Source organism: Kitasatospora sp. MBT66 (assembly GCF_000710405.2).
Lineage (GTDB): Bacteria > Actinomycetota > Actinomycetes > Streptomycetales > Streptomycetaceae > Kitasatospora > Kitasatospora purpeofusca.
Genome location: NZ_JAIY01000012.1, coordinates 175,720 through 195,231 on the forward strand (window position 1 = coordinate 175,720; position 19,512 = coordinate 195,231).

Genomic DNA, 19,512 nt, shown 5'->3' on the forward strand with positions numbered 1-19,512 from the left:
GCCCGGCCGGCGCGAGCTGGTCGGATACGCCGTCACCGTGCCCGGCGCCCCGGACACCGACGGCTGGTCGCTGACGGCCGCGCTCACGGCCGCGCTGCCGGCCGGGGAGGCGCCCGCCGCCGTGGTCCCGGTGCCCGAACTGCCGCGCACCCGGGCCGGCAAGCTCGACCGGGACGCGCTGCCGCTGCCCGCGCCGGCCGACCGCACGGCACCCCGCCGGTCGGGCGGCGGGAAGGGCTACCGGGGCAAGGGCGGCGGGGGGTCCGGGGGCGTCGCGGAGTCGGAGTCCTTCCTCGGGTGCGGCACCGTCGCCGTCGGGGTGCCCTCGGCGGCCGTCGCCGCGCTGCTCACGAACAAGCTCTGGCCGGGCTCGACGGACGTCTCGGCGGTGCCGGCCCCGTACGACAGCCTGTTCCGCGTGCTCTACCTCTTCGAGTGGGCCGCGTTCGGGCTCGGAGTGGCCTGGCTGCTCTTCGGGGCCGTGGTGACGGCCCGGCAGCGGCGGCCCGTCGGCCTCTCGGTCGCCGCGCACCTGGCGGTGTTCTGGCTGCTGGCCTCCTGGTGGCCGCAGGACAATCTGTACCGGACCACCCGCCGGGCGGACTGGTACGCCCAGACCTGGCTGGTCTTCGTGTTCAACATCGCGTTGATGCTCTCGGCCGCGATCGTGGTCCGGTTCCTGACCTGGCAGCCGAGGGTGCGCAAGCGGCTGTGAGCAGGCCGGTCCCGGAGGAGCGAAGGCTGCGAGCAGGCCGGTCCCGGGGGAGCGCGGACTGCGGAGGGAGGACGCTCAGCGCAGGGCCTCGAACATCCGGCCCAGCGCGTGGTGGGCCGCCCCGAGCAGGGCCTGCGCGGCGTCCAGCGCCTCGACGCTCCGGGCGGCGAGCGCCAGACCGACGGCCGGCTCCGGCTCGTGGCCGGCCGTCACGATCAGCGGCAGCAGCGTCGCGCCGAGCTGCGCGCAGGCCGGACGCAGCCGGGCCAGGTGGCCGTACAGCGCCTCCTGGGAGAGCCGGGCGCCGAGCGGCATCGCGTCCAGGGTGCGGACCAGGTGGCCGGGGCCGCGCACCTGGTCCAGCCGGTGGCGCAGGACGAAGGCGACCGCCGGTCCGGTGAGCCGCAGATTGGCCTCGGTCGGGGCGAGCCGGCGTTCGCGGTCGGTGACGAAGTCGACGTCGTACCAGCCCCGGTGGCCGGCCTCGGCCAGCCGCTCCCCCACCGCGAGGCCGAAGCGTTCGGCGGTCGCGGCGGCGCCGGGCGGCACCACGCCCGGACCGACCGTCACCCCCTGGTAGCGGGTCCCGTCGACCGCCATCTCGCCGACGCCGACCGGGTGGACCCGGCCGTCGGCGCCGATCACCGCGTCGAAGGTGAGGTCGCGCAGCCGGCCGGAGCCGGCCGGACCGCCGTCCACGTACTCCTCCAGCAGCAGCGGGCCGCCGGGCGGCAGCACGTCCTCGCGCACCAGCCGGCGGAGCAGCCGCCGGGCCCCGCCGGCCGCCGAGACCTCTTCGGGGGTGACCACCACGGTGCCGTAACCGCCCACTCCGTGCGGGGACTTGAGCACCGTGGCGCGGCCCCGGGCGGCGCGGGCGGCCAGTCGCCGGGCGGCCGCCCGGGGGGTGTCGGCGGGCTCCTGCCGGGGCACCCGCACGCCGGGGTGGTCCTGGGCGAGCGCGGTGAAGAGGCCGTGCGCGGCGTCCTTGGCCTCGTAGTGGCGGACGGCCGCGAGCTCGGGGCCCTCGCCCCGGTCGGGGGTGCGACCCCAGAACAGCACGGGCTCGGGGCCGGTGGCGAGCCGTTCGACGAGCGCGGGGCGGGCGGCGAGGGCCTCGGCGACCGTGCCGCCGGGGGCGATGCCGTCGAACAGCTCGACCGGGCCCCAGTCCAGTTCGCGGGCGAGCCAGTCGATCCAGACCCGGTCGACCTCGGCGGGCAGGACCAGCGCGGCGGGGTCGGGGCTGTAGCCGACGGCCAGTCCGGCGTAGTGGTGCGCCCGGTGGAGGCGGTCGGCGCGCCGCTCGGCGGCGGACGGTTCGGCGGCGGACCGGCCGGCCCCGAACCTCCCGGCGGTGAAGCGCCCGGCGGTCAACCGCCCGCGGGAGGACGGTTCGAGGAGGAACTGCTCGTTGAAGTCGGCCACGTTGCCGACGTGCACCGCACGACGTCCGCCGGTCCAGGCCCCCACCCATCCGTCCATCCCGCGAGCGTACGGCACGGGTGCCGACGGGTGCGGACGGGCGCCCGCAGGCGACGGGCTCGGCGCAAGCGTGAACAGACAAGTCGAAAACGATCACATTTGATCAGTACAGGACACGAATTGGCAAAGTTCTGACGTTCGCTCTAGCCGTGGATGACTGCGCACCGTCAATCTCGGTCGCAGCTCTCATCCCTGCATCGCGCAGCATCCCCCGACTGGAGTCAGAGTGAGCCCCACCTCCTCTTCTCGCCGCTTCCTCGCGGCCGGAGCCATAGCGGCCACCGCCGCCCTCGTCGCCGCCACCGTCACCGCCGGGACCGCGTCCGCCGCCCCCACCGGCCGCGACGCGGCGATCGCCCAGGCCCGGGCCAACGTCGCCCACAACGCGTCGGTCTTCGGCTTCGCCGACGGCCAGGACCTCGTGGTGAAGGACGTCGTGCTGGACGCCGACGGCACCCAGCACGTCCGCTTCGACCGCACCTACCTCGGCCTGCCCGTGGTCGGCGGCGACCTGGTGGTCCACCAGGACTCCCGCGGCCGGCTCAAGGACTCCTCCCGCGCGGCCGCGCACGACGCCGCCGTGCGCACCATCGTCCCCAAGGTCCCCGCCCAGCTCACCGCCGGCCGCGCGCTGGACGCCGCCCCCGGCGTCGGCAACGCCACCAGCAGCCCCGAGCTCGTCGTCTGGGCCGCCGACGGCACCCCGCGCCTCGCCTGGCGCACCACCGTCGAGGGCACCGGCGACCACGGCCAGCCGGCCGGCCGGATCGTCGTCACCGACGCCAACACCGGTGAGCAGATCGAGGCCTACGACGCCGAGCACCAGGCCACCGGCACCGGCCACTCCGAGTACACCGGTGACATCACCATCGACACCACCGCGCAGACCGGCGGCTTCTCGCTGAAGGACCCGACGCGCGGCCACATCACCAAGGACGCCCACAACGTCGCCGCCGGCTCGCTCAACGCGAACTCCGGCACCCTCTTCACCGACACCGACAACGTCTGGGGCGACGGGAAGAAGTTCTCCACCGACCGCGCCACCGCGGCCGTCGACGCCCACGCCAACACCGCCTGGACGTACGACTACTACAAGAACACCTTCAACCGCAGCGGCATCAAGAACGACGGCAAGGGCGCCACCGTCTTCGTGCACGTCGGCACCAACTGGGACAACGCCCAGTGGTCCGACAGCTGCTTCTGCATGATGACCGGCGACGGCGACGGCGTCACCGACCCGGAGCAGGTCGACCTCGACACCATGGGCCACGAGATGACCCACGGCGTCACCAGCGCCACCGCCAACCTCCGCTACAGCGGCGAGTCCGGCGGCCTCAACGAGTCCACCTCGGACATCTTCGGCACCATGGTCGAGTTCTACGCCAACAACCCGGTGGACAAGGGCGACTACCTGTTCAGCGACCAGTCCACCCCGCCGTGGCTGCGCCGCTTCGACAAGCCCTCGCTGGACGGCCGGTCCGCCGACTGCTGGACCAGCAAGGTCGGCCAGCTCGACGTGCACAACTCCTCGGGCGTCGGCAACCACTGGTTCTACCTCGCCAGCGAGGGCAGCGGCGCGAAGACCATCAACGGCGTCAGCTACAACAGCCCGACCTGCAACGGTTCGACGGTCGCCGGCATCGGCAACCAGAAGATCGCCAAGATCTGGTACCGCGCGCTGACGGTCTACATGACCTCCACCACCAACTACAAGGGCGCGCGGGCCGCGTCGCTGAGCGCCGCCAAGGACCTCTACGGCGCCACCAGCACCGAGTACAAGGCCGTCGCGGCCGCCTGGAGCGCTGTCTCGGTCTCCTGACCGCGGCGCCCGCACCGCGGCCCGTCACCCCCGTCGCGGGGGTGACGGGCCGCCTGCCGCTCGTGCGGTCCGGACCATGTGCCGCTCCTGCGGTCCGGGCCGCCTGCCGCTCCCGCGTCCCGGCCGTCAGTCGCCCAGGACGCGGACCGGCGCCCCGGCCAGGAAGGCCGCGATGTCCTCCACCGCCTCGCCGTAGTAGCGCCGGTAGTTGTCCCGCGACACGTACCCCAGGTGCGGGGTGGCCAGCAGCCGGGGCGCCGTCCGCATCGGGTGGTCCGCCGGCAGCGGCTCCTGGTCGAACACGTCCACCGCCGCCCCCGCGATCCGACCCGCCGCCAGCGCCGCGAGCAGCGCCTCCTGGTCGACGATCGCCGCCCGGGAGGTGTTGACCAGGTACGCGTCCGGCCGCATCAGCGCCAGTTCGGGTGCGCCCAGCAGCCCTCGGGTGCGCGCGCCGAGCGCGAGGTGCACGGAGACGAAGTCGCTCTCCCGCAGCAGTTCCTCCTTCGACCCCGCCCGGCGCACACCCACCTCGGCCGCCCGCTCCCCGGTGAGGTTGCTGCTCCACGCCACCACGTCCATGTCGAAGGCGAGCCCCACCCGGGCGACCCGGGCACCGATCTTCCCCAGGCCCAGCAGGCCCAGCCGGCGCCCCGCCAGATCCGCGCCCACCGTGCTCTGCCACGGCCCGCCGCTCCGCAGCGCCGTGCTCTCCTCGACCAGCCCCCGGGCCAGCCCGAGCAGCAGCGCCCAGGTCAGCTCCACCGGCGGCGTCGACGAACTGGCCGTCCCGCACACGGTCACCCCGTGGGCGCGGGCCGCCGCGTGGTCGATCACCGAGTTCCGCATCCCCGAGGCGACCAGCAGCCGCAGCCGGGGCAGTTGCTCGAACACCTCCGCCGGAAAGGCGATCCGCTCCCGCAGCGTCACCACGATGTCGAAATCGGCGACCGCCGCGACGAGTTCCGCCACCGAGGCCGGATGCTCGCGGAACGCCACGACCTCGACCCGGTCGGTCACCGGGGACCAGTCGGCGATCGTGGTGGCGACGCCCTGGAAGTCGTCGAGTACGGCGCAGCGGAGTCTCATGCCCCGCACTCTTCCAGATCCGCCCGCCACCGCCGGGCCCGGCTCCCCCGGTCCCCGCCGTTACCCGGCCGGGACACCCCCGGAAGCCGTTCGGCACCCCGGTGTGAGAGGGTCGGCGGCCGGACGGAGGAGGCGCCGATGCGGACGAGCGGGACCGGGGACACGGCGGGCAGCCGGGATACGGTGGGGAGCCGGGACACAGCGGGAAGCCGGGACGGGGCGGGGACCGGCGGGCGGGTCCTGGTGGTCGACGACGACGCGGCGATCCGCCGCGGGCTGGAGCGCGGGCTGCGGCTGAGCGGCTTCTCGGTGGCCCTCGCCGAGGACGGCGGGGCGGCGCTGGCCCGGATGACCACCGAAATGCCGGACGTGCTGGTGCTCGATGTGTCGATGCCCGGCCTCGACGGAGTCGAGGTCTGCCGCCGCCTGCGCGCCCGGGGCGACGACCTCCCGGTGCTGATGCTGTCCGCCCTCGACGAGGCCGCCGACCGGGTCGCCGGGCTCCAGGCGGGCGCCGACGACTACCTGGTCAAGCCGTTCGCCCTGGAGGAACTCGTCCTGCGGCTGCGGGCCCTGCTCCGCCGCCGACCGCCGCAGCCGGACGACCGGGTCCTCGCCGGACCGCTCAGTCTCGACCCCGGCACCCGCCGGGCCCACCTGGACGGCGAGGAACTCACCCTCACCCGCAGGGAGTTCGAACTGCTCGCGCACCTGGCCCGGAACGCCGGCCTGGTGCTCTCGCGCGAACTGCTGCTGGAACGCGTCTGGGGCTACGACGCCGAGGTGCGCAGCGACGCCGTCGACACCTTCGTCAGCTACCTGCGCCGCAAGACCGAGGCCGGCGGGCGGCCACGGCTGATCCACACCGTCCGGGGCGTCGGCTTCGTACTGCGCACACCCGACGGCTCGCGGCAGGCCCCGCGATGAGGCTCTCCACCCGGATCGCGCTCTGGGCGGCGGCCCTGGTGCCGCTGCTGGTGGTGCTCGCGGGCCTGCTGCTGCTCCCGCTGGTCGGCCGGGACCTGCGGCACCAGCAGGACGCCCGGCTCGCCGAGCGCACGGCCGCACTGCTGCCGAGCGTCCGGGCACTGGTGGCCGCCGACAGCAAGGGCCGGCCCAAGGTGGAGCAGAACCAGCAGCGCAAGGTGGTGGACGACGCCCTGGACCTGGGGGTGCGGGTGACCGGCACGGACGGCGGCGTCCTGCTGTCCGTCGGCCCGCAGCCGGACGGGCCGGGTGCCCTTCCGAGCGAGCCGGGCGGCGGGCCGGTCACGGTCCGGGACCGCGGCAGCTCCTGGCGGGTCCTCACCAGGGCGGTCGGCGGGAACGGGAACGGCAATGGGAACGGCAAGGGCGGTGGCGGCGCGGCCGGCTCCGGCCTGCTGCAGGTGATCGCCCCCACCGGTCCGGCGGACCGGCAGGCGGCCGCGGTGCGGCGGCGCGTCCTGCTCGTCGCCCTGGTGTCGGCCCCGGTCGCCGCGCTGCTCGGCTTCGCGCTCGCCGAACGGGCCACCGCCCCGCTGCGCCGGCTCAGCCGCCGCGCCGCCGGGCTGGACCCGGCCGCGGCACCCGGCGCTCCTGCATCCCCCGGCCTTCCCGGCTCGCCCGGCTCGCCCGGCGGTCACGGGTTCCTGCCCGAGCGGACCGGGACCACCGAGGTCGACGAGCTGTCCTCCGCCCTCGCGCTGCTCCTCACCCGCTACGACGAGCAGGCCCGCCGGACGGCCCAGGCGCTGGACACCGCCCGGGCGTTCTCCGCCGACGCCTCGCACGAGCTGCGCACCCCGCTGATGAGCCTGCGCACCAATCTCGACGTCCTGGCCGCCCATCCGGACCTGCCCGCCGCCGACCGGGACGAGGTCGTGGCGGAGCTGCGGCAGGACCACGCGCGGCTGCTCGACCTGCTCACCGCGCTCAGCACCCTGGCCCGGGGCGACCTGGTCCAGTTGGACGCGTTCCAGCCGGTCGACCTCGCCGAACTCGTCGACGCGGCGGCCGAGGAGGCCCGCCGCCGCCACCCCGGCACCGTGTTCGCCGTGCACGCCCCCGCCGAACTGCGGGTGTTCGGCTGGGAGTCCGGACTGCGGATCATGCTCGCCAACCTCCTCGGCAACGCCGCCGTGCACGGCCGCTCCGACGGCGCCCCGGCCCGCGTCACCGTCCGGCTCGCCGCCGAGGGCTCACAGGCCAGGCTCACCGTGGACGACAGCGGCCCCGGGGTCCCGCCGGAGGACCGGGCGGCGGTGTTCCAGCGCTTCCACCGCCGCCGGGACAGCCCCGGTTCGGGCCTCGGACTCACCCTGGTCGCCCAGCAGGCCGCCCTGCACGGGGGCACCGTCGCCCTCACCGCGCCGCCCGACGGCACCGGCTGTCGGACCGAGGTGACCCTCCCGCTCCCCCGCCCGGACGCGCCGACGCTCGAACTCCCGGCCCGCCGGGACTGGCTCACCGGTCCGGGGCGCTGAACCTCTCCGGGCACCGGACCGACCGTTCCACAGGGATTCCACAAGAAGGCGTCCTACCGTCCTGACTCGACCGCACCGCACCCGGGCCGTCCGGGTCGAGGAGAGGACGTCACATGCCCGCAGTCAACCGCCTTCCCTCCGGTCGCCGGACCGCCGCGCTCGGAGCCCTCGCCCTGACCGGCGCGCTGCTCGCCGCCGCGCCCGCCGCCCAGGCTGCTCCGGCCGCCCCGAGCTCCGGCCCGGCCGCCGCCACCGCGCCGACCGCCCTGCCGACGCCGACCGGTGACGGGGCCAAGAGCATCTGCAAGCGTCTGCCCAGCACCGAGGGGCATCTCACCAAGGCGCTGAACCGGCTCAACGGGGACGCCACCGTGGCGGGCTCCGTCGCCCGGCTGGAGCAGCGGGTCGCGAACGCCAAGACCGCCGGTCACACCGAGGTGGAGACCTATCTCAACGGCCGGCTGACCACCCGCAAGGCGCTGGTCGGCACCCTGAAGTCGCGGCAGGACGACCTCAAGTCCGTGGCGACCTGGTGCGCCGCCCACAGCCAGGGCGCCGGCCAGGGCACCGGCAAGTGACCCGCCGCCCCGTCGCGGCGGCGCTCGCCGCCGTCCTCCTGGCCGGAGCGGCGCTGCTCACCGGCTGCGGCCCCGTGGTCACCCACGGACCGGCATCCCCCGGCGCGGCCGACAGCGCACCGCCCGCGGACCTCCAGCAGAAGCTGGACGCCGCCGAGAGCGCCGCCGCTGCGGCCGACGCCGACACGGCGTCCGAGAACGGCTGATCCGTTCGGCACGGGGAGCGGCGGCGGGGGTGTCGGGCCGGTCGTGGGGACCGGCCCGGCACGCCTCCGGCGCCGAACTCCGCCGAACGCCGCCCGCCTCAGGGCCCCTGGACGTCCGGCATCCACGGCCGTCGGCCGGGCCGCTCCGCCCGCCTCGACAGCTGGGCCGACAGGCTCCGGGCACCCCGCTGGTCCAGCCACCACCGGACCTCGCCCACGACACCCGGGCGGACCGAGACGACCGTTTCGATCGCCTCCCGGAGCACCGCTTCGTGGCCCGTCAGGTCCAGGTACTGGAGGAAGTCGGCGATCTGCTCCGAGCGCCGGTGGCGGCAGAGGTCCACCGCCATCCGGAGGCTGATCTCCGGCGGCATTTCCGCCTCGACCAGACTCGCCACCGCCCGAGCGATCTCCTCTCCGGTCCTGTCGCGGGAGGAGAGCGCGGCGACCAGTACCTCGACGCTCCGGGGCCGACCGATCGGCAGCAGGCGCCCGATCACCCTGGCCACCGCATCGCCCGCGAGCACCCGCCGGACCAGCAGCTCCACCATCTCGTTCGACCCGTCGACGAGGCTCCGGTCCCTCGATCCGTCGACCGGCACCGGGGCCTCCAGCAACTCCGCGACCCGCTGCGGGGGCTCGTCGGCGAGGACGTGGTCGACGATCCCCTCCGCGTCCGGGAGCCGCCCGCCCTCCAGCAGGCCCCGGAGGATCAGCACGAGTTCCGCTGTGGGACGAACGGCCGCGAGGATCCGCCACAGCTCGGTCCGCTGATCCGCCCCCCGGGTCCCGGTCGCCGGGGCGAGCTGCGGCCCCCGGCCGGGCCGCACCGGCGGTGGCGCTGACGACAGGCTCGGCGTCCCGGCCAGCAGGCCGACGACCTCCCAGGGTTCCCGGTAGAGGACCGCGGCCGCCAGGGCCGCCCTGCCCTCCCCTCGCCGGGCAGCGAGTCCGGCGAGTTCCCCGACCGGGCCGTCCGCGCCGACCGCCCACAACAGGCCCGGGCGGTCCAGGCCAGGGACCGCCCGGGCCAGCAGCCGGTACCAGGACACCACCGACGCGTTCGCCGGGGCCTCGTCGACCAGGGCAGCCGCGTACCGGAACCAGCCGCGCTCGTTCAACTTGGTGAAGAGCGTTGGGATGTCGACCGTCCGCGCGTACACCCGGAGCACCGGCAGCCCGGCCTGCTCGGCGCCGTGCCGGTGCAGGTGGGCGAGGATGCCATCGGTCTGCTCGGGCGACAGTTCCGGGGCCAGCGCGTCCAGCGCGAGGTCACGCACCTCCTCGCCCCGCGCGTCCAGCGCCGCGAACAGCCGGCCGAGCTCCTCCTCGGACCCGGTCCAGTGCGCGGCCCGCAGCACCGCCCCGGCGAGGACACCCTGCCGTCCGGCCAGCAGCTCCACCAGCAGCTCCGCGCCCCGGTCCGGCGCCGTCGTCCGCGCGACGTGCTCCACGAACCGCTCGACCGCCAACCCCCTCCTGAACCGCTCCAGCGGGAAGTTGCGCAGCACCTCGGCCACCTCCCGGACGGGCCGCTCGGCCGCCGCCCGGCACAGCACCTCGAACGCGTCCTCGTCCCGGAGCGCTTCCAGCAGGCCGACGACGGCCGGGGGTGGCTGGGAACGGCCCAGGCGGTCCAGCAGGAGACCGGCCTCCCGCCCGCCGCCGGTCCGGCCCAGTTCCCCGATCAGGGCACGGAACTCCTCGGACCGGAGCTGCGGCCCGCCCAGGAACGCGTCCAGCAGGTAGTGCGTGCCCGGTTCGGAACCGATCGCCCTGGCCGCCGCGAACAGCCTGGCGGCGTGCGCCCTCAGCGCCTCGACCAGTCGGTCACCGGGGCGGGATCCGCGATGTTCGGACCGCAGGGCCTCGACCAGCACTCCGCTCCGCTCCACCGGTCCGGCATCGAGGAAGGCACGGAGCAGGTCATCGACATCGACCGCCGCCCCGCCGGGCCCCCGGGCGTCGACGGCGACGATCAGTTCGGCCACCTCGCCGGGCGAGCCCCGCCAGGCCACGCCGAGCAGGGTGCCCCGGTCCGCGGCCGGGTCCACGGGCGGCCGGCCGGCCGAGACCGCCGGACCGGGCTCCGACGGCGTCGAACCGTTGACGGTGGCGAGCGGCGCGAGGACGGCCGGGGCCTCCGCTCCGGCCGGACCGACCGGCTCCCGGGGCTCGGGCGCAGGCGTCGACCCCAGGAGCGGACCCGGCACCAGGCCCGAGGCCGGCGCCGCTTCCGGCGCGCCCCGAACGGACGAGAACTCGTCGAGCAGCAGCCGCTCCCCGGCTCCCACCCCCCGGTTCCCGGACCGGAACTCGGCCCGCAGAGCGTTCAGCTCCGCTGCCCGGCACTCGCTGACGACCACCCGCGCCACCTCTCTCCCCAGCTCGCCGAAACGCTCCTCGTCGCTGGCGTCGAGCAGTTCGGCGAGCCGGCCCGGCTCCCGGCGCAGCGCGAGGATCCGGCGCAGGAGCGCGTCGCGCGCCGCCGACGGCATCCGCGCCAGCACGGTCAGCAGATCCACCGCCGACCGGTTGCGGATCAGGGTGTCCTGGAGCAGGGGCGCGACGGCAGACAGGCGGCGCTGCTCCAGCTCCGCGAACAGCGGCCCCACCTGCTCCGCCGGGTACCGCCGGCCCAGCACCGACACGGCGGCCGCGACCGGGTCGCGGTCCGACCGCCCCACGCCCGGGAGTTCCCGGACCCGGACCAGGATGTGCGCCACCCGCTCCGGCGACGCCCCGCACAGCACCTCCAGGAAGGGTGCGAGCAGATTGTCCGGTCCATGGCCGCAGAGCAGGACGGTCAGCTCCCCCACCTCCTTCGGCACCATGAGGCCGGCCGCGAGTCGTACGACGGCAACGGCGTCGTCGTCGGGGCGGGCGGCCTCGTGGACATCGCCGCCCGACAGTCCGCGCAGCAACCGGTGCAGGTCCCGGGGCTCCTGCCGGGCGCACTCCTCGTGGAACACGTCGAGGTACCGCGACATACCGGCCTCGCGAAGCAGCCGCAGCAGGCTCCGTACGTCGCGGCGCTGGGCCACCAGGGTCCGGAGGACGGCCGTCGCGTCCCGCTCCAGGCCGCCCCGTCCCCTGGTGGACCGCAGCCAGCCGGCGACCGCCTCCACCGGCCACTCCGCCACCGCCGCGAGCGCCGCCGCCCTGGCCTCGACCGCCCCGGCCCGGGACAGCACCACGAGGAAGCCGTCCACCGACCGGGAACCGAGCCTGGCCACGGTCGCCCGCACCAACCGGCGGACCTCCGCCGGCAGTTCCTCCGCCTCCAGTGCGGCCAGCAGCGGTGGCAGGTCCTCCACCGGCCGCGACCCGTCGGACACCCGGGCCGCCTCGGCGGCGAGTCCGGCCCGGTGCAGTTCCACGACGCACGCCGCCCAGGCGTCCGCCGGCAGCGCCGCCAGCGCGCGGAGCAGGGTCGACCGCAGGGCGTCGACCGTCTCCTCCGACAGTCCGGCGTCACCGTCCGGTGCGGCGAGTGCGGCCAGCCCGGTGAGCAGCACCGGCGGTTCGGGCGCCGCACGGACGGCCGCCACCTCCAGGAGCCGGTGCCCGACGCCCCCGCGCCCGGCTTCGCAAAGCGCCCCGATCAGCTCCGACAGCGAGGCGACGGGGCGCCGCCGGGCCACCGCGTCCCACATCGCGGAGACCGCTGTGGCGTCCAACCAGCTGGTGTGGGCGAGCAGTTCGTCCGTCGGACCGAGCGCGGCGTACTCCTCCAGCAGCTCGGTACGCCCGGAGGTCTGGTACTGGTGGACGGCACGGCCCAGGAGTTCGTTGACGTCGGGGGCGACCGACGGCTGCTCCGGCGTCGGCGATTCGTCCTCGACCGGCACGGGGGCGAGCTCCAGCAGCGGGCCCGCGACGACGAACTCCCCCTGGTCGGCATCGGTGAGGACGCGGACCTCCTGGGCGGAGCCCGGTTTGCCGTGCTCGGCGTGGAGCGCCTCGATCCGGCACTGGACGGCCTCGCTCAGCTGCTCCAGGGTCAGCGGACCGTCGTGCGCGAGCAACTCGTCCAGGACCGCGCGCGAGAACAGACTGAACGATCCGCTCCGCGCAGCGACGAAGTGCGCGTACCCACCGGGCGAGCAGGCGTAAAGGTGCGCGATCCGCAGGGACTTGACGGTCATCGCCCGCCCGCTCGCCCAACCGACCGCACCGGCCATGGTGTCGCCCCCGACACCCTCCCGGCAGGCGTCGATGAGGAACAGCACCTGTGCGGCGCGGGTGTTCTCGACCTCGCTGCGCCAGTCGATGGCGACGCAGCCGGACCAGAGCGGCTTCCGGTAGCGGTGCAGGTCCTCCGGTATCAGATAGTCCACGCCCTGGGCGTGCAGGCCGTGTCCGCTCAGGCAGATCAGTAGTGTCTCGCCCCGCCGGGCCTTCTCCAGGAAGCGCGAGACCTCGCCGTTCACGAAGTTCCAGCTGATCCGTTCGCCCGCCCCGGGCCGCTCGACCCGGAAGCCGCGTGCCCGCAGGGCCGCGTCCAGGCGTTCGAGGTCCCGGGGGACGAAGGGCAGTGGGGTGAACCCCACCCGCGCGTAGTCGCTGGCGCCGATCAGAAGTGCGGCGAACCCGCCCATCCGGTCCCGCTAGTTGCCGAAGACGAAGGTGATCCCACGGGTGCCCTGGACCTGGGAGCTGCCGACCAGTTGGACTCCGCCCGAGGCGGAGACCTGGAAGCTCAACTGGACCTCCTTGAGCGGCAGCGGGCCGCCGCGGTCGGCGATCTGCTCGAACAGCGTCTGGAGCGCGTCCACCGTCTCCGCGAGGTTCGAGCGCAGCGCCCCGAGCGGCACCCGGCGCAGCACGGCCTCCCGGTCGCGCCGGAAGACGCCCATCGTGTCGCCGTCCTCCTCCTCGTCCTCGGTCACCCAGAACACCAGGGAATCCAAGGACTCCACCTCGTCCGCCACTTCTCCCCCACCCCGCGCGATCCACGCCCCAGGCCGACTCCGGTGTGTGATCCACCGCAGGGCGAGGATAGCCCCCGGAGGCCGGTGATTGAAGTCGATCCGCCGATTGATCACGGCTGTTGATGGTGGGTCAGACGAAGACTGCCGTGACGCCTGTGACCGACCCGGGAACGCCGCCGTCGGCCGACCGCGGCCGACGGCGGGGGGCTCCGCTTGGGAGTTGGGCTGACCGCACAGCCGGGGAATCCGGCCGGGCGGTTGGTGGTGATGCGGAACCGGAAGATCGATCACAACATCGCCCAGGCCCTGGCTCGATTGTCGGGCAATCAATCACGCCACGACGACCACCGCCCCCAGCGCCGCAACGACGGTCGTTGCTGCGGTGGGGGCGGTGAGGTGGATTCCGTCCGGGTTATCGGCAGACCGCGTTTCACCGGAGCGGCCGAGGGAGGCGCCGAACGCGGGGGCGGCGGAGGGTGGCGTCTTTCCCGGTGGCTTGCGTGCGGGGGAATTGTCCTCCGGCTGGATTCGGGACGGATCGGACGATCGGGCATTCCGGCCTCGTCCCCGGAACGGCCCGCCCGACGAAGGCCCCCGCCGGATTTTTCCGGCGGGGGCCTGGACCGGCCTCGCCGGAACGCCGCCGACCGGTCGGCGGTCGGTGCCCGACCGGCGGGCGGGCTACGGTGCGGACGTCACTTGCCGCACCAGCCCGGGCCCTTGCCCCACCAGTCGCCGGAGTTGTAGTCCCGGCCGCCGTAGTAGATGCACTGCCCGGGTGCGTAGAGGTAGGCCGTGGCGTAGTAGCTGAAGTCCCGGAACTCCTCCTGCCTCCCGCTGCCGTCGCCGAAGGTCAGGTAGGCGCCGGTCGGCGTCGGGGTGCCGACCTTGGAGTTCTTGATGGTGGCGACGCAGTTCTTGCCGGTCGCGCTGCTGTAGGTCAGGTAGACCGTCGAGGTGCCGCCCGGCAGGTTGAAGGAATCCTTCGTGACGTAGCTCGACCCGCAGGCGGTCTGCGGGGTGTAGGCCGTGACCGCCGCATCGGCGGTCGCGGGGACCGCGAACAGAACCGAACCGGCCGCCACGGCGAGGGCCGCCGTGCGCGCGTAGTTCCTACCGAACATCCTGGACTCCTTCGTACGACGCGTACTCCTGGAAACCGACGTGCCGGACCATGACAACAGTCGGCCTCCCGCAATCGCCGATACTTCTTGTGCGATGTCCGGAACCGGATCGAGGACGGTCCGATTCCGCCCCGGAATTGTCGGCGAATACCGGAAGTGGAACCGGAACCGCCCAACCCGGCATTCTCTCGATTTCCGGGAATCGCCGAGGATTTCCGGAACGCCTGACGCGGACCGGATCCACGACCGGGTCGACGGGATCCGGGAGTCGGGCCGAGCCCGCGGCAGGAAGCTCGGCCGCGCCCGTTACTGGCGGGCGGCGAGCCAGCCGGAGAGTTCGGCGGGGCGGTTGGTGATGATGCCGTCCACGCCCGCCGTGTCCAGGGCCTTCCAGCGGGCGGGTGCGTCGACCGTCCAGGCGTTGACCGCGACGCCTGCCGCGTGCAGGGCGGCCACCACCTCGGGGCGGGTGGCGAGGGCGGTGTCGGCGGGGTTGTAGGCGGACAGGCCGAGGTCGCGGGCGACGGCGACCGGGTCGGCGTCCAGGGAGGCGCGCAGCAGGCCGAGGGGCAGTTCGGGGGCCAGTTCGCGGGTGTAGCGCAGGGCGTCGGTCTCGAAGCTCTGGACGAAGACCCGGCCGGCCATGCCGCGGTCGCGGATGTCCTTGACGATCCGGGACACCTCGTCGCGGGTGTGCGGGCCCTTGATCTCCAGCAGCAGGCTGCCGCCGCGGGTGCGGAGGTCGTCGAGCTGGGCGGCCAGGGTCGGCACGCGGGCGCCGGCCGTGGTCGGGGCGAACCAGGCGCCGGCGTCCAGTGCGCCGAGCTGGGCGGCCGTCAGGTCGCGGACACGGCCGGTGCCGTTGGTGGTGCGGTCCACGGTGTCGTCGTGCAGGACGTGGGGGACGCCGTCCCTGCTGGGCTGGACGTCGTTCTCGATCCAGTCCGCGCCCGCGCGCCGGGCGACCTCGTCGGACAGCAGGGTGTTCTCGGGGGCGGCGGAGGAGGCGCCGCGGTGGGCGATGACGGTGAGCGGCGCGCCGGGCTGCCGGAGGAAGGCGCCGGGGGCGAGCGCGGTGACCTTGAGGTCGTCGAAGGAGACCTGGGCGCCGTTGACCAGCAGGGCCTGGCCGCCGTCCGCGCTCCGGGCGACCTGGGTGGTGCGCATGACCTCGCGGCCGTCGAAGATCCAGCGGGCCGCGCCGCCGTGCACCTCGACGGCGAGCCGGACGTCCCGACCGGTGCCCGCCGCGGCGGGTCCGACGGCGGTGTCGGTGACGTTCCAGGCGTCGGCCGGGGTGCGCCGGGCGAACTCCAGGCCGTTGGCGGCGGTGGTGCCGGAGCGCACGGTGGCGATCGACCACGGGGTGGTGCCGTTGGCCGGGACGTCCAGGCCAACGGCGGTCCAGCGGGCGGTGTCGACGACGCTGTCGAAGCGGGCCGTCACCTCCAGCCGGAAGTCGGTGAGGTGGCGGCCGAAGGTGATCCGGGTCTGCTGGTTCCAGTCGGCGGAGTTGCCGACCAGGCGGCCGTTCTCGATCCGCCACGGCCCCTCGACGGCCGTCCAGCCGGCGGGCAGGCCGGGGCCGTCGAAGTGCTCGTCGACCACCACGTCGCCGGGCGCGGCGGCGGCCGGGGCGACGCCAGGAGCAGCCGGGACGGCTCCGGGGGCGGCGGAGGCGGCGTGCGGGGCCGTCAGCGCGACAGTGCCGAGGCCGAGCGCGGCGGCGAGCAGCGCGGCGAGCGGGCCGGAACGGGCAACGCGGGCAGCGCGGGTGATACGAGCGGCGCGGGCGGTACGTCCGTTTCGCGGCCCGTCCGGGCCGGCGGAGTGACTGCTGATCATGCGCGGCAGGCTAGGCGATCACGGCCCGGAGCGGAAGCCATGCCGTACGAACGGCCGTTCCCACGACCGGGCGAAGCCGGCGCGGGATCACCCCGTCGGCGGGACCGGGCGGCCGGGGGCGAGGTGCCGGGCGAGGGTGGCCAGGGCCTCGGTGACGGCGTGCAGGACGGCCGGGTCCGGGGCGGCGCCGTCGGGTCCGGCGAGGGCGGCGGCGAGGGCGTCGTCGACGGTGGTGGCCCGGACCTCGGCCACCCGGGCCGAGGGTTGGGCGGCGGGCCGGACGAGCCGTCGGCGGCGGTCGGCGGGGTCCGGCTCGGTCAGGACCGAGCCCGCTTCCACCAGCCGCGCGACGGCGGTGGAGACCTGACTCTGCGGCAGTCCGGTGCGGGCGACGATCTCGCCGACGGTCGTGCCCGGGCTGGCGACGATCTCGCCCAGGGTGACCAGGACCGAGCGGACGGAGCCGCGCGAGCCGGTGGCCGGTTCGGGCATGGCCTGCTCGCCGACCTTCATCAGTGTGCGGCCCAGGAGGAACAGCTCGACTCCGTTCATGGCCGCCAGGCTACATCGGCTTCGATGCATTGAAGATGATGCATTGGATTAGATACATCTCTATTGATACATCTTTCTCGATGCTCTAGTGTCGGTCGGGCCGGCCGGACAGCGGCACCACCCACCGAAGGGACACCCACCGCCATGACCGCCACCGCTTCCGAAAGCACCGCCACCGAGAGCATCACTACCGAGGGCACCGCCACCGAAGGCACGCTCGCCGCCCCCGGCGCGACCCTCTACTACCGGCTCGCGGGCAGCGGCCCCGTCCTGCTGCTCTCGCAGAGCGGCGAGGGCGACGCCGACCGCACCGTCGACCTCGTCCCGCACCTCACCGACACCTTCACCGTCGTCACCTACGACCGCCGCGGCCTCTCCCGCAGCACCCTCGACGACCCCGCCCGGCCGGTCACCATGGCCGACCACGCCGACGACGTCGCCCTGCTGCTCGCCGAGGCCGCCCGGATCACGGGCACGGACGGAACCGGCGGGGCCGCTCCCGAGCCCGCCCTGATGGCCGGGTTCAGCATGGGCGCCGCGATCGGCCTCCAGGTGCTGGTCCGTCACCCGGGCGTGCTCGGCACCCTGATCGCGCACGAGCCCGTGCTGCCGAACCTGCTGCCCCCGGCGGACCGCGAGGAGCATGTCGCGGAACTCCTCGCCATCCAGGCGGCGCACGCCACCGGAGGCACGGCCGCGGCCTTCCCCGCGATCGCCCGGCACCTGGGCATCGACCCCCGGCACGACACCACCGAGGAGGGCCTCACCCCGCAGCCGATGACGCCCCGCCGGGTGGCCAACTTCGACTTCTTCATCCGCACCGAGTTCACCGCCGTCACCACCGACGGACTCGGCCCGGCCGAGCTGGCCGCCGCCGCGCGGCGCTCCGGCACCCGCGTCCTCCCCGCCACCGGCCGCACCACCCGCCCGGACGTGCACACCTACCGCTGCGCGCTGGCGCTGGCCGCACTGCTCGGCACCGAACCGGTCGCCTTCCCCGGCGGGCACAACGGGAACACCGCCTTCCCCCGTGCGACCGCGCGGACGCTGAAGGCCCTGCTCGGCCGCTGACCGCGGCCGCGTCCGCTCAGCAGGCGCTCGACGGACGCTCGACGGACGCTCAGCGGGCGGCGCCGTCCGGGTCGGCGGGCCGGGACTTCCCCGCCGCGCCGGGCCGGGGGACCCCGTCGATCGCCACGCAGATGCCGAAGACCCGGTCGTGTCCGGTCCAGCCGTTGACCCGGCCCCGGTTGTTGCTGATCTGCACCCGCCTCCTGGCGTGGTCCAGGGCCGACACCAGATGCAGGTAGACCGTGCCGGCGACTCTGGCCAGCACGATGTCACCGACCTCCAGCTTCGACGGATCGGCCGGGAGCACGCGCACCGATTGTCGGCTGCGGATCAGCGGGACCATCGACGAGCCGCTCGGCCGGAACTCCACGCCGGCCCCACCGGCCACCCTCGCCGCCACCGCGTCCAGTGCACCCATCGGGCGATCGTCGCACTCACACTCCGGACCGGGCCACCGAATTGTCCGCCCGGGCCGCCTGCGCGCGAGGCCGGAACGGCCCGGACCGGACCGGCACGTCAAGGGGCGGCGTCAACATCACTCCCGCCGCCCTTCACACCTGCGGTCAGGCTTCGCCCGGGTGCCAGGCCGGCCATTCCCAGGGCCGGTCGACCCAGTGGACGCGGTCCGGATCGTGCGGGTCGAGGTCGGGGAAGAGCTGGTGGATCCGCGGTTCGAACTCCTCCGGGGCGAGCGGCTCCCAGCCGTGGCCCTCGAAGCGGACCAGCCGGTAGCGGCTGTCGGTGCGGAACTCGGCGACCTCGACCAGGGATTTCGCCGCCGTGTTCGCCGCGGTGGACGTGCTCTTGGTTTCCATGCCTCCCAGCATGTGGCGGACCTCCCGGCGGCGCACCCGGGCTGCGGCAGGCAGCGTACGGCGACGGGCGGATCCGGCGGGGACGCGCACCGGAACCTCGTCCGGGTCATGTCCCGCCGTCGGCAGGCTCGTTGAGCACCGCGAGCGGGGGCCTGCGACGGCCGCCGCGCGGAGCGGCCCATCCGGCCCACCCGGCATACCCCGGCCCACCCGGCAGGCCACGCGCGGACGGGCGGCGGTGGACGACGGCAGGAGGACGAGGACATGAGCGGGCAGGCGGCAGACGGCGGTACCCCGGCGGGCGGCGGACCGAGGACCGGTCCGGTCGCGGCGGCAGGAGCGGCCCCGGCGGCGGCTCCGACGGCGACTCCGACAACCGGCGCGGCAGGCCCGGGCGCGGGAGGGGGCGCGGCGGCAGGCGCGGGCGCCGCGCAGTGGCAGTGGCCGACCCCGGCCTGGCAGCCTCCGCCGGTGCCGGTCCCGCCCCCGGTGCCCGTACCCACCCCACCCTGGGAGGAGATGGCGGAGGCCGCCGCGGCGGAGCGGCGTCGACGCCGCCGGACGTGGGCGGTGAGCGCCGTCGGGATCGTCGCCGGGATGGCGGCGGTGCTGGTGATGTGCGGACCCGGGTCGGGCGAGGAGTCGTCCGGGGTGGTGGCCTTCCCCGGCCCCTCGACCTCGCCGCCACTCGCGCCGTCCCCGGCCGTCTCGCCGACCACCGGCCTGCTGCCGGTCCCGGCACCCTCCCCGCTGCCGTCGCCGACGAGCAACGAGGGTCCGCCGCCCCCCGGGGCGGCGCCCGGCGGGCCGGAGG

General features: G+C 75.0%; 16 protein-coding genes and 1 pseudogene. 8 read left to right on the plus strand and 9 right to left on the minus strand.

Annotated features, from left to right (window positions below):
* Positions 1 to 715, plus strand: a 715-nt coding sequence (locus BI06_RS51520) for a hypothetical protein (protein ID WP_158516497.1), incomplete at its 5' end; no start/stop codon positions are given.
* Between the two features lie 75 nt (positions 716 to 790).
* Here the strand turns inward: BI06_RS51520 and BI06_RS33145 are convergent.
* On the minus strand, positions 791 to 2,200 hold the full coding sequence (locus BI06_RS33145; RefSeq protein WP_149030561.1) for a hypothetical protein: 1,410 nt from the start codon (positions 2,198 to 2,200) through the stop codon (positions 791 to 793).
* 226 nt (positions 2,201 to 2,426) lie between these two features.
* Here BI06_RS33145 and BI06_RS33150 point away from each other — a divergent pair, with 226 nt between their 5' ends.
* The gene (locus BI06_RS33150; RefSeq protein ID WP_043474501.1) at positions 2,427 to 4,019 is read left to right on the plus strand and encodes a M4 family metallopeptidase; all 1,593 of its coding nucleotides are present in this window, start codon (positions 2,427 to 2,429) and stop codon (positions 4,017 to 4,019) included.
* Positions 4,020 to 4,145: 126 nt separating this feature from the next.
* Here the strand turns inward: BI06_RS33150 and BI06_RS33155 are convergent, their stop codons facing one another.
* Positions 4,146 to 5,108: a D-2-hydroxyacid dehydrogenase family protein gene (locus BI06_RS33155; RefSeq protein WP_043474503.1), complete on the minus strand. Its 963-nt coding sequence runs from the start codon at positions 5,106 to 5,108 to the stop codon at positions 4,146 to 4,148.
* A gap of 138 nt (positions 5,109 to 5,246) precedes the next feature.
* Between BI06_RS33155 and BI06_RS33160 the strand changes: the two genes are divergently transcribed.
* The 4 genes from BI06_RS33160 (at position 5,247) to BI06_RS33175 (ending at position 8,357) form a co-directional block, all read left to right on the plus strand.
* Complete coding sequence (locus BI06_RS33160; RefSeq protein WP_082558866.1) at positions 5,247 to 6,035, plus strand: response regulator transcription factor; 789 nt, start codon at positions 5,247 to 5,249, stop codon at positions 6,033 to 6,035.
* Positions 6,032 to 7,573: a HAMP domain-containing sensor histidine kinase gene (locus BI06_RS33165; protein WP_043474506.1), complete on the plus strand. Its 1,542-nt coding sequence runs from the start codon at positions 6,032 to 6,034 to the stop codon at positions 7,571 to 7,573. Before BI06_RS33160 ends, BI06_RS33165 begins: the two co-directional genes overlap by 4 nt.
* Positions 7,574 to 7,686: 113 nt before the next feature.
* Positions 7,687 to 8,151, plus strand: coding sequence for a hypothetical protein (locus tag BI06_RS33170; RefSeq protein ID WP_037781499.1), 465 nt, complete (start codon positions 7,687 to 7,689; stop codon positions 8,149 to 8,151).
* The gene (locus tag BI06_RS33175) at positions 8,148 to 8,357 is read left to right on the plus strand and encodes a hypothetical protein (protein WP_043474509.1); all 210 of its coding nucleotides are present in this window, start codon (positions 8,148 to 8,150) and stop codon (positions 8,355 to 8,357) included. The genes BI06_RS33170 and BI06_RS33175 overlap by 4 nt, the downstream gene beginning before the upstream one ends.
* Before the next feature lie 98 nt (positions 8,358 to 8,455).
* Here the strand turns inward: BI06_RS33175 and BI06_RS33180 are convergent, their stop codons facing one another.
* The 5 genes from BI06_RS33180 to BI06_RS33200 form a co-directional block, all read right to left on the minus strand.
* Positions 8,456 to 12,958: a caspase family protein gene (locus tag BI06_RS33180; protein ID WP_043474512.1), complete on the minus strand. Its 4,503-nt coding sequence runs from the start codon at positions 12,956 to 12,958 to the stop codon at positions 8,456 to 8,458.
* A 9-nt stretch (positions 12,959 to 12,967) separates the two neighbouring features.
* Positions 12,968 to 13,270: a hypothetical protein gene (locus BI06_RS33185; protein ID WP_149030562.1), complete on the minus strand. Its 303-nt coding sequence runs from the start codon at positions 13,268 to 13,270 to the stop codon at positions 12,968 to 12,970.
* A gap of 716 nt (positions 13,271 to 13,986) precedes the next feature.
* On the minus strand, positions 13,987 to 14,415 hold the full coding sequence (locus tag BI06_RS33190) for a hypothetical protein (protein ID WP_051742486.1): 429 nt from the start codon (positions 14,413 to 14,415) through the stop codon (positions 13,987 to 13,989).
* 306 nt (positions 14,416 to 14,721) lie between these two features.
* Positions 14,722 to 16,260 carry a glycerophosphodiester phosphodiesterase family protein gene (locus BI06_RS47120; RefSeq protein WP_082558867.1) on the minus strand — a complete coding sequence of 513 codons (1,539 nt, stop codon included), beginning with the start codon at positions 16,258 to 16,260 and terminating at the stop codon, positions 14,722 to 14,724.
* Positions 16,261 to 16,347: 87 nt separating this feature from the next.
* Entirely contained in the window at positions 16,348 to 16,812 is a 465-nt protein-coding gene (locus tag BI06_RS33200; RefSeq protein ID WP_043474515.1) for a helix-turn-helix domain-containing protein, read from the minus strand.
* A 144-nt stretch (positions 16,813 to 16,956) separates the two neighbouring features.
* On the opposite strand from BI06_RS33200, the gene BI06_RS33205 reads away from it, so the two are divergent.
* Entirely contained in the window at positions 16,957 to 17,883 is a 927-nt protein-coding gene (locus tag BI06_RS33205; RefSeq protein ID WP_107113456.1) for an alpha/beta fold hydrolase, read from the plus strand.
* A 49-nt stretch (positions 17,884 to 17,932) separates the two neighbouring features.
* Here the strand turns inward: BI06_RS33205 and BI06_RS33210 are convergent, their stop codons facing one another.
* Both BI06_RS33210 and BI06_RS33215 read right to left on the minus strand, forming a co-directional pair.
* The gene (locus tag BI06_RS33210) at positions 17,933 to 18,301 is read right to left on the minus strand and encodes a hypothetical protein (RefSeq protein WP_030396535.1); all 369 of its coding nucleotides are present in this window, start codon (positions 18,299 to 18,301) and stop codon (positions 17,933 to 17,935) included.
* 145 nt (positions 18,302 to 18,446) lie between these two features.
* On the minus strand, positions 18,447 to 18,698 hold the full coding sequence (locus BI06_RS33215) for a hypothetical protein (RefSeq protein WP_051742524.1): 252 nt from the start codon (positions 18,696 to 18,698) through the stop codon (positions 18,447 to 18,449).
* Positions 18,699 to 19,217: 519 nt separating this feature from the next.
* Here BI06_RS33215 and BI06_RS51525 point away from each other — a divergent pair.
* Positions 19,218 to 19,512 (plus strand): annotated as a pseudogene (locus tag BI06_RS51525) (hypothetical protein); the annotation flags it as partial.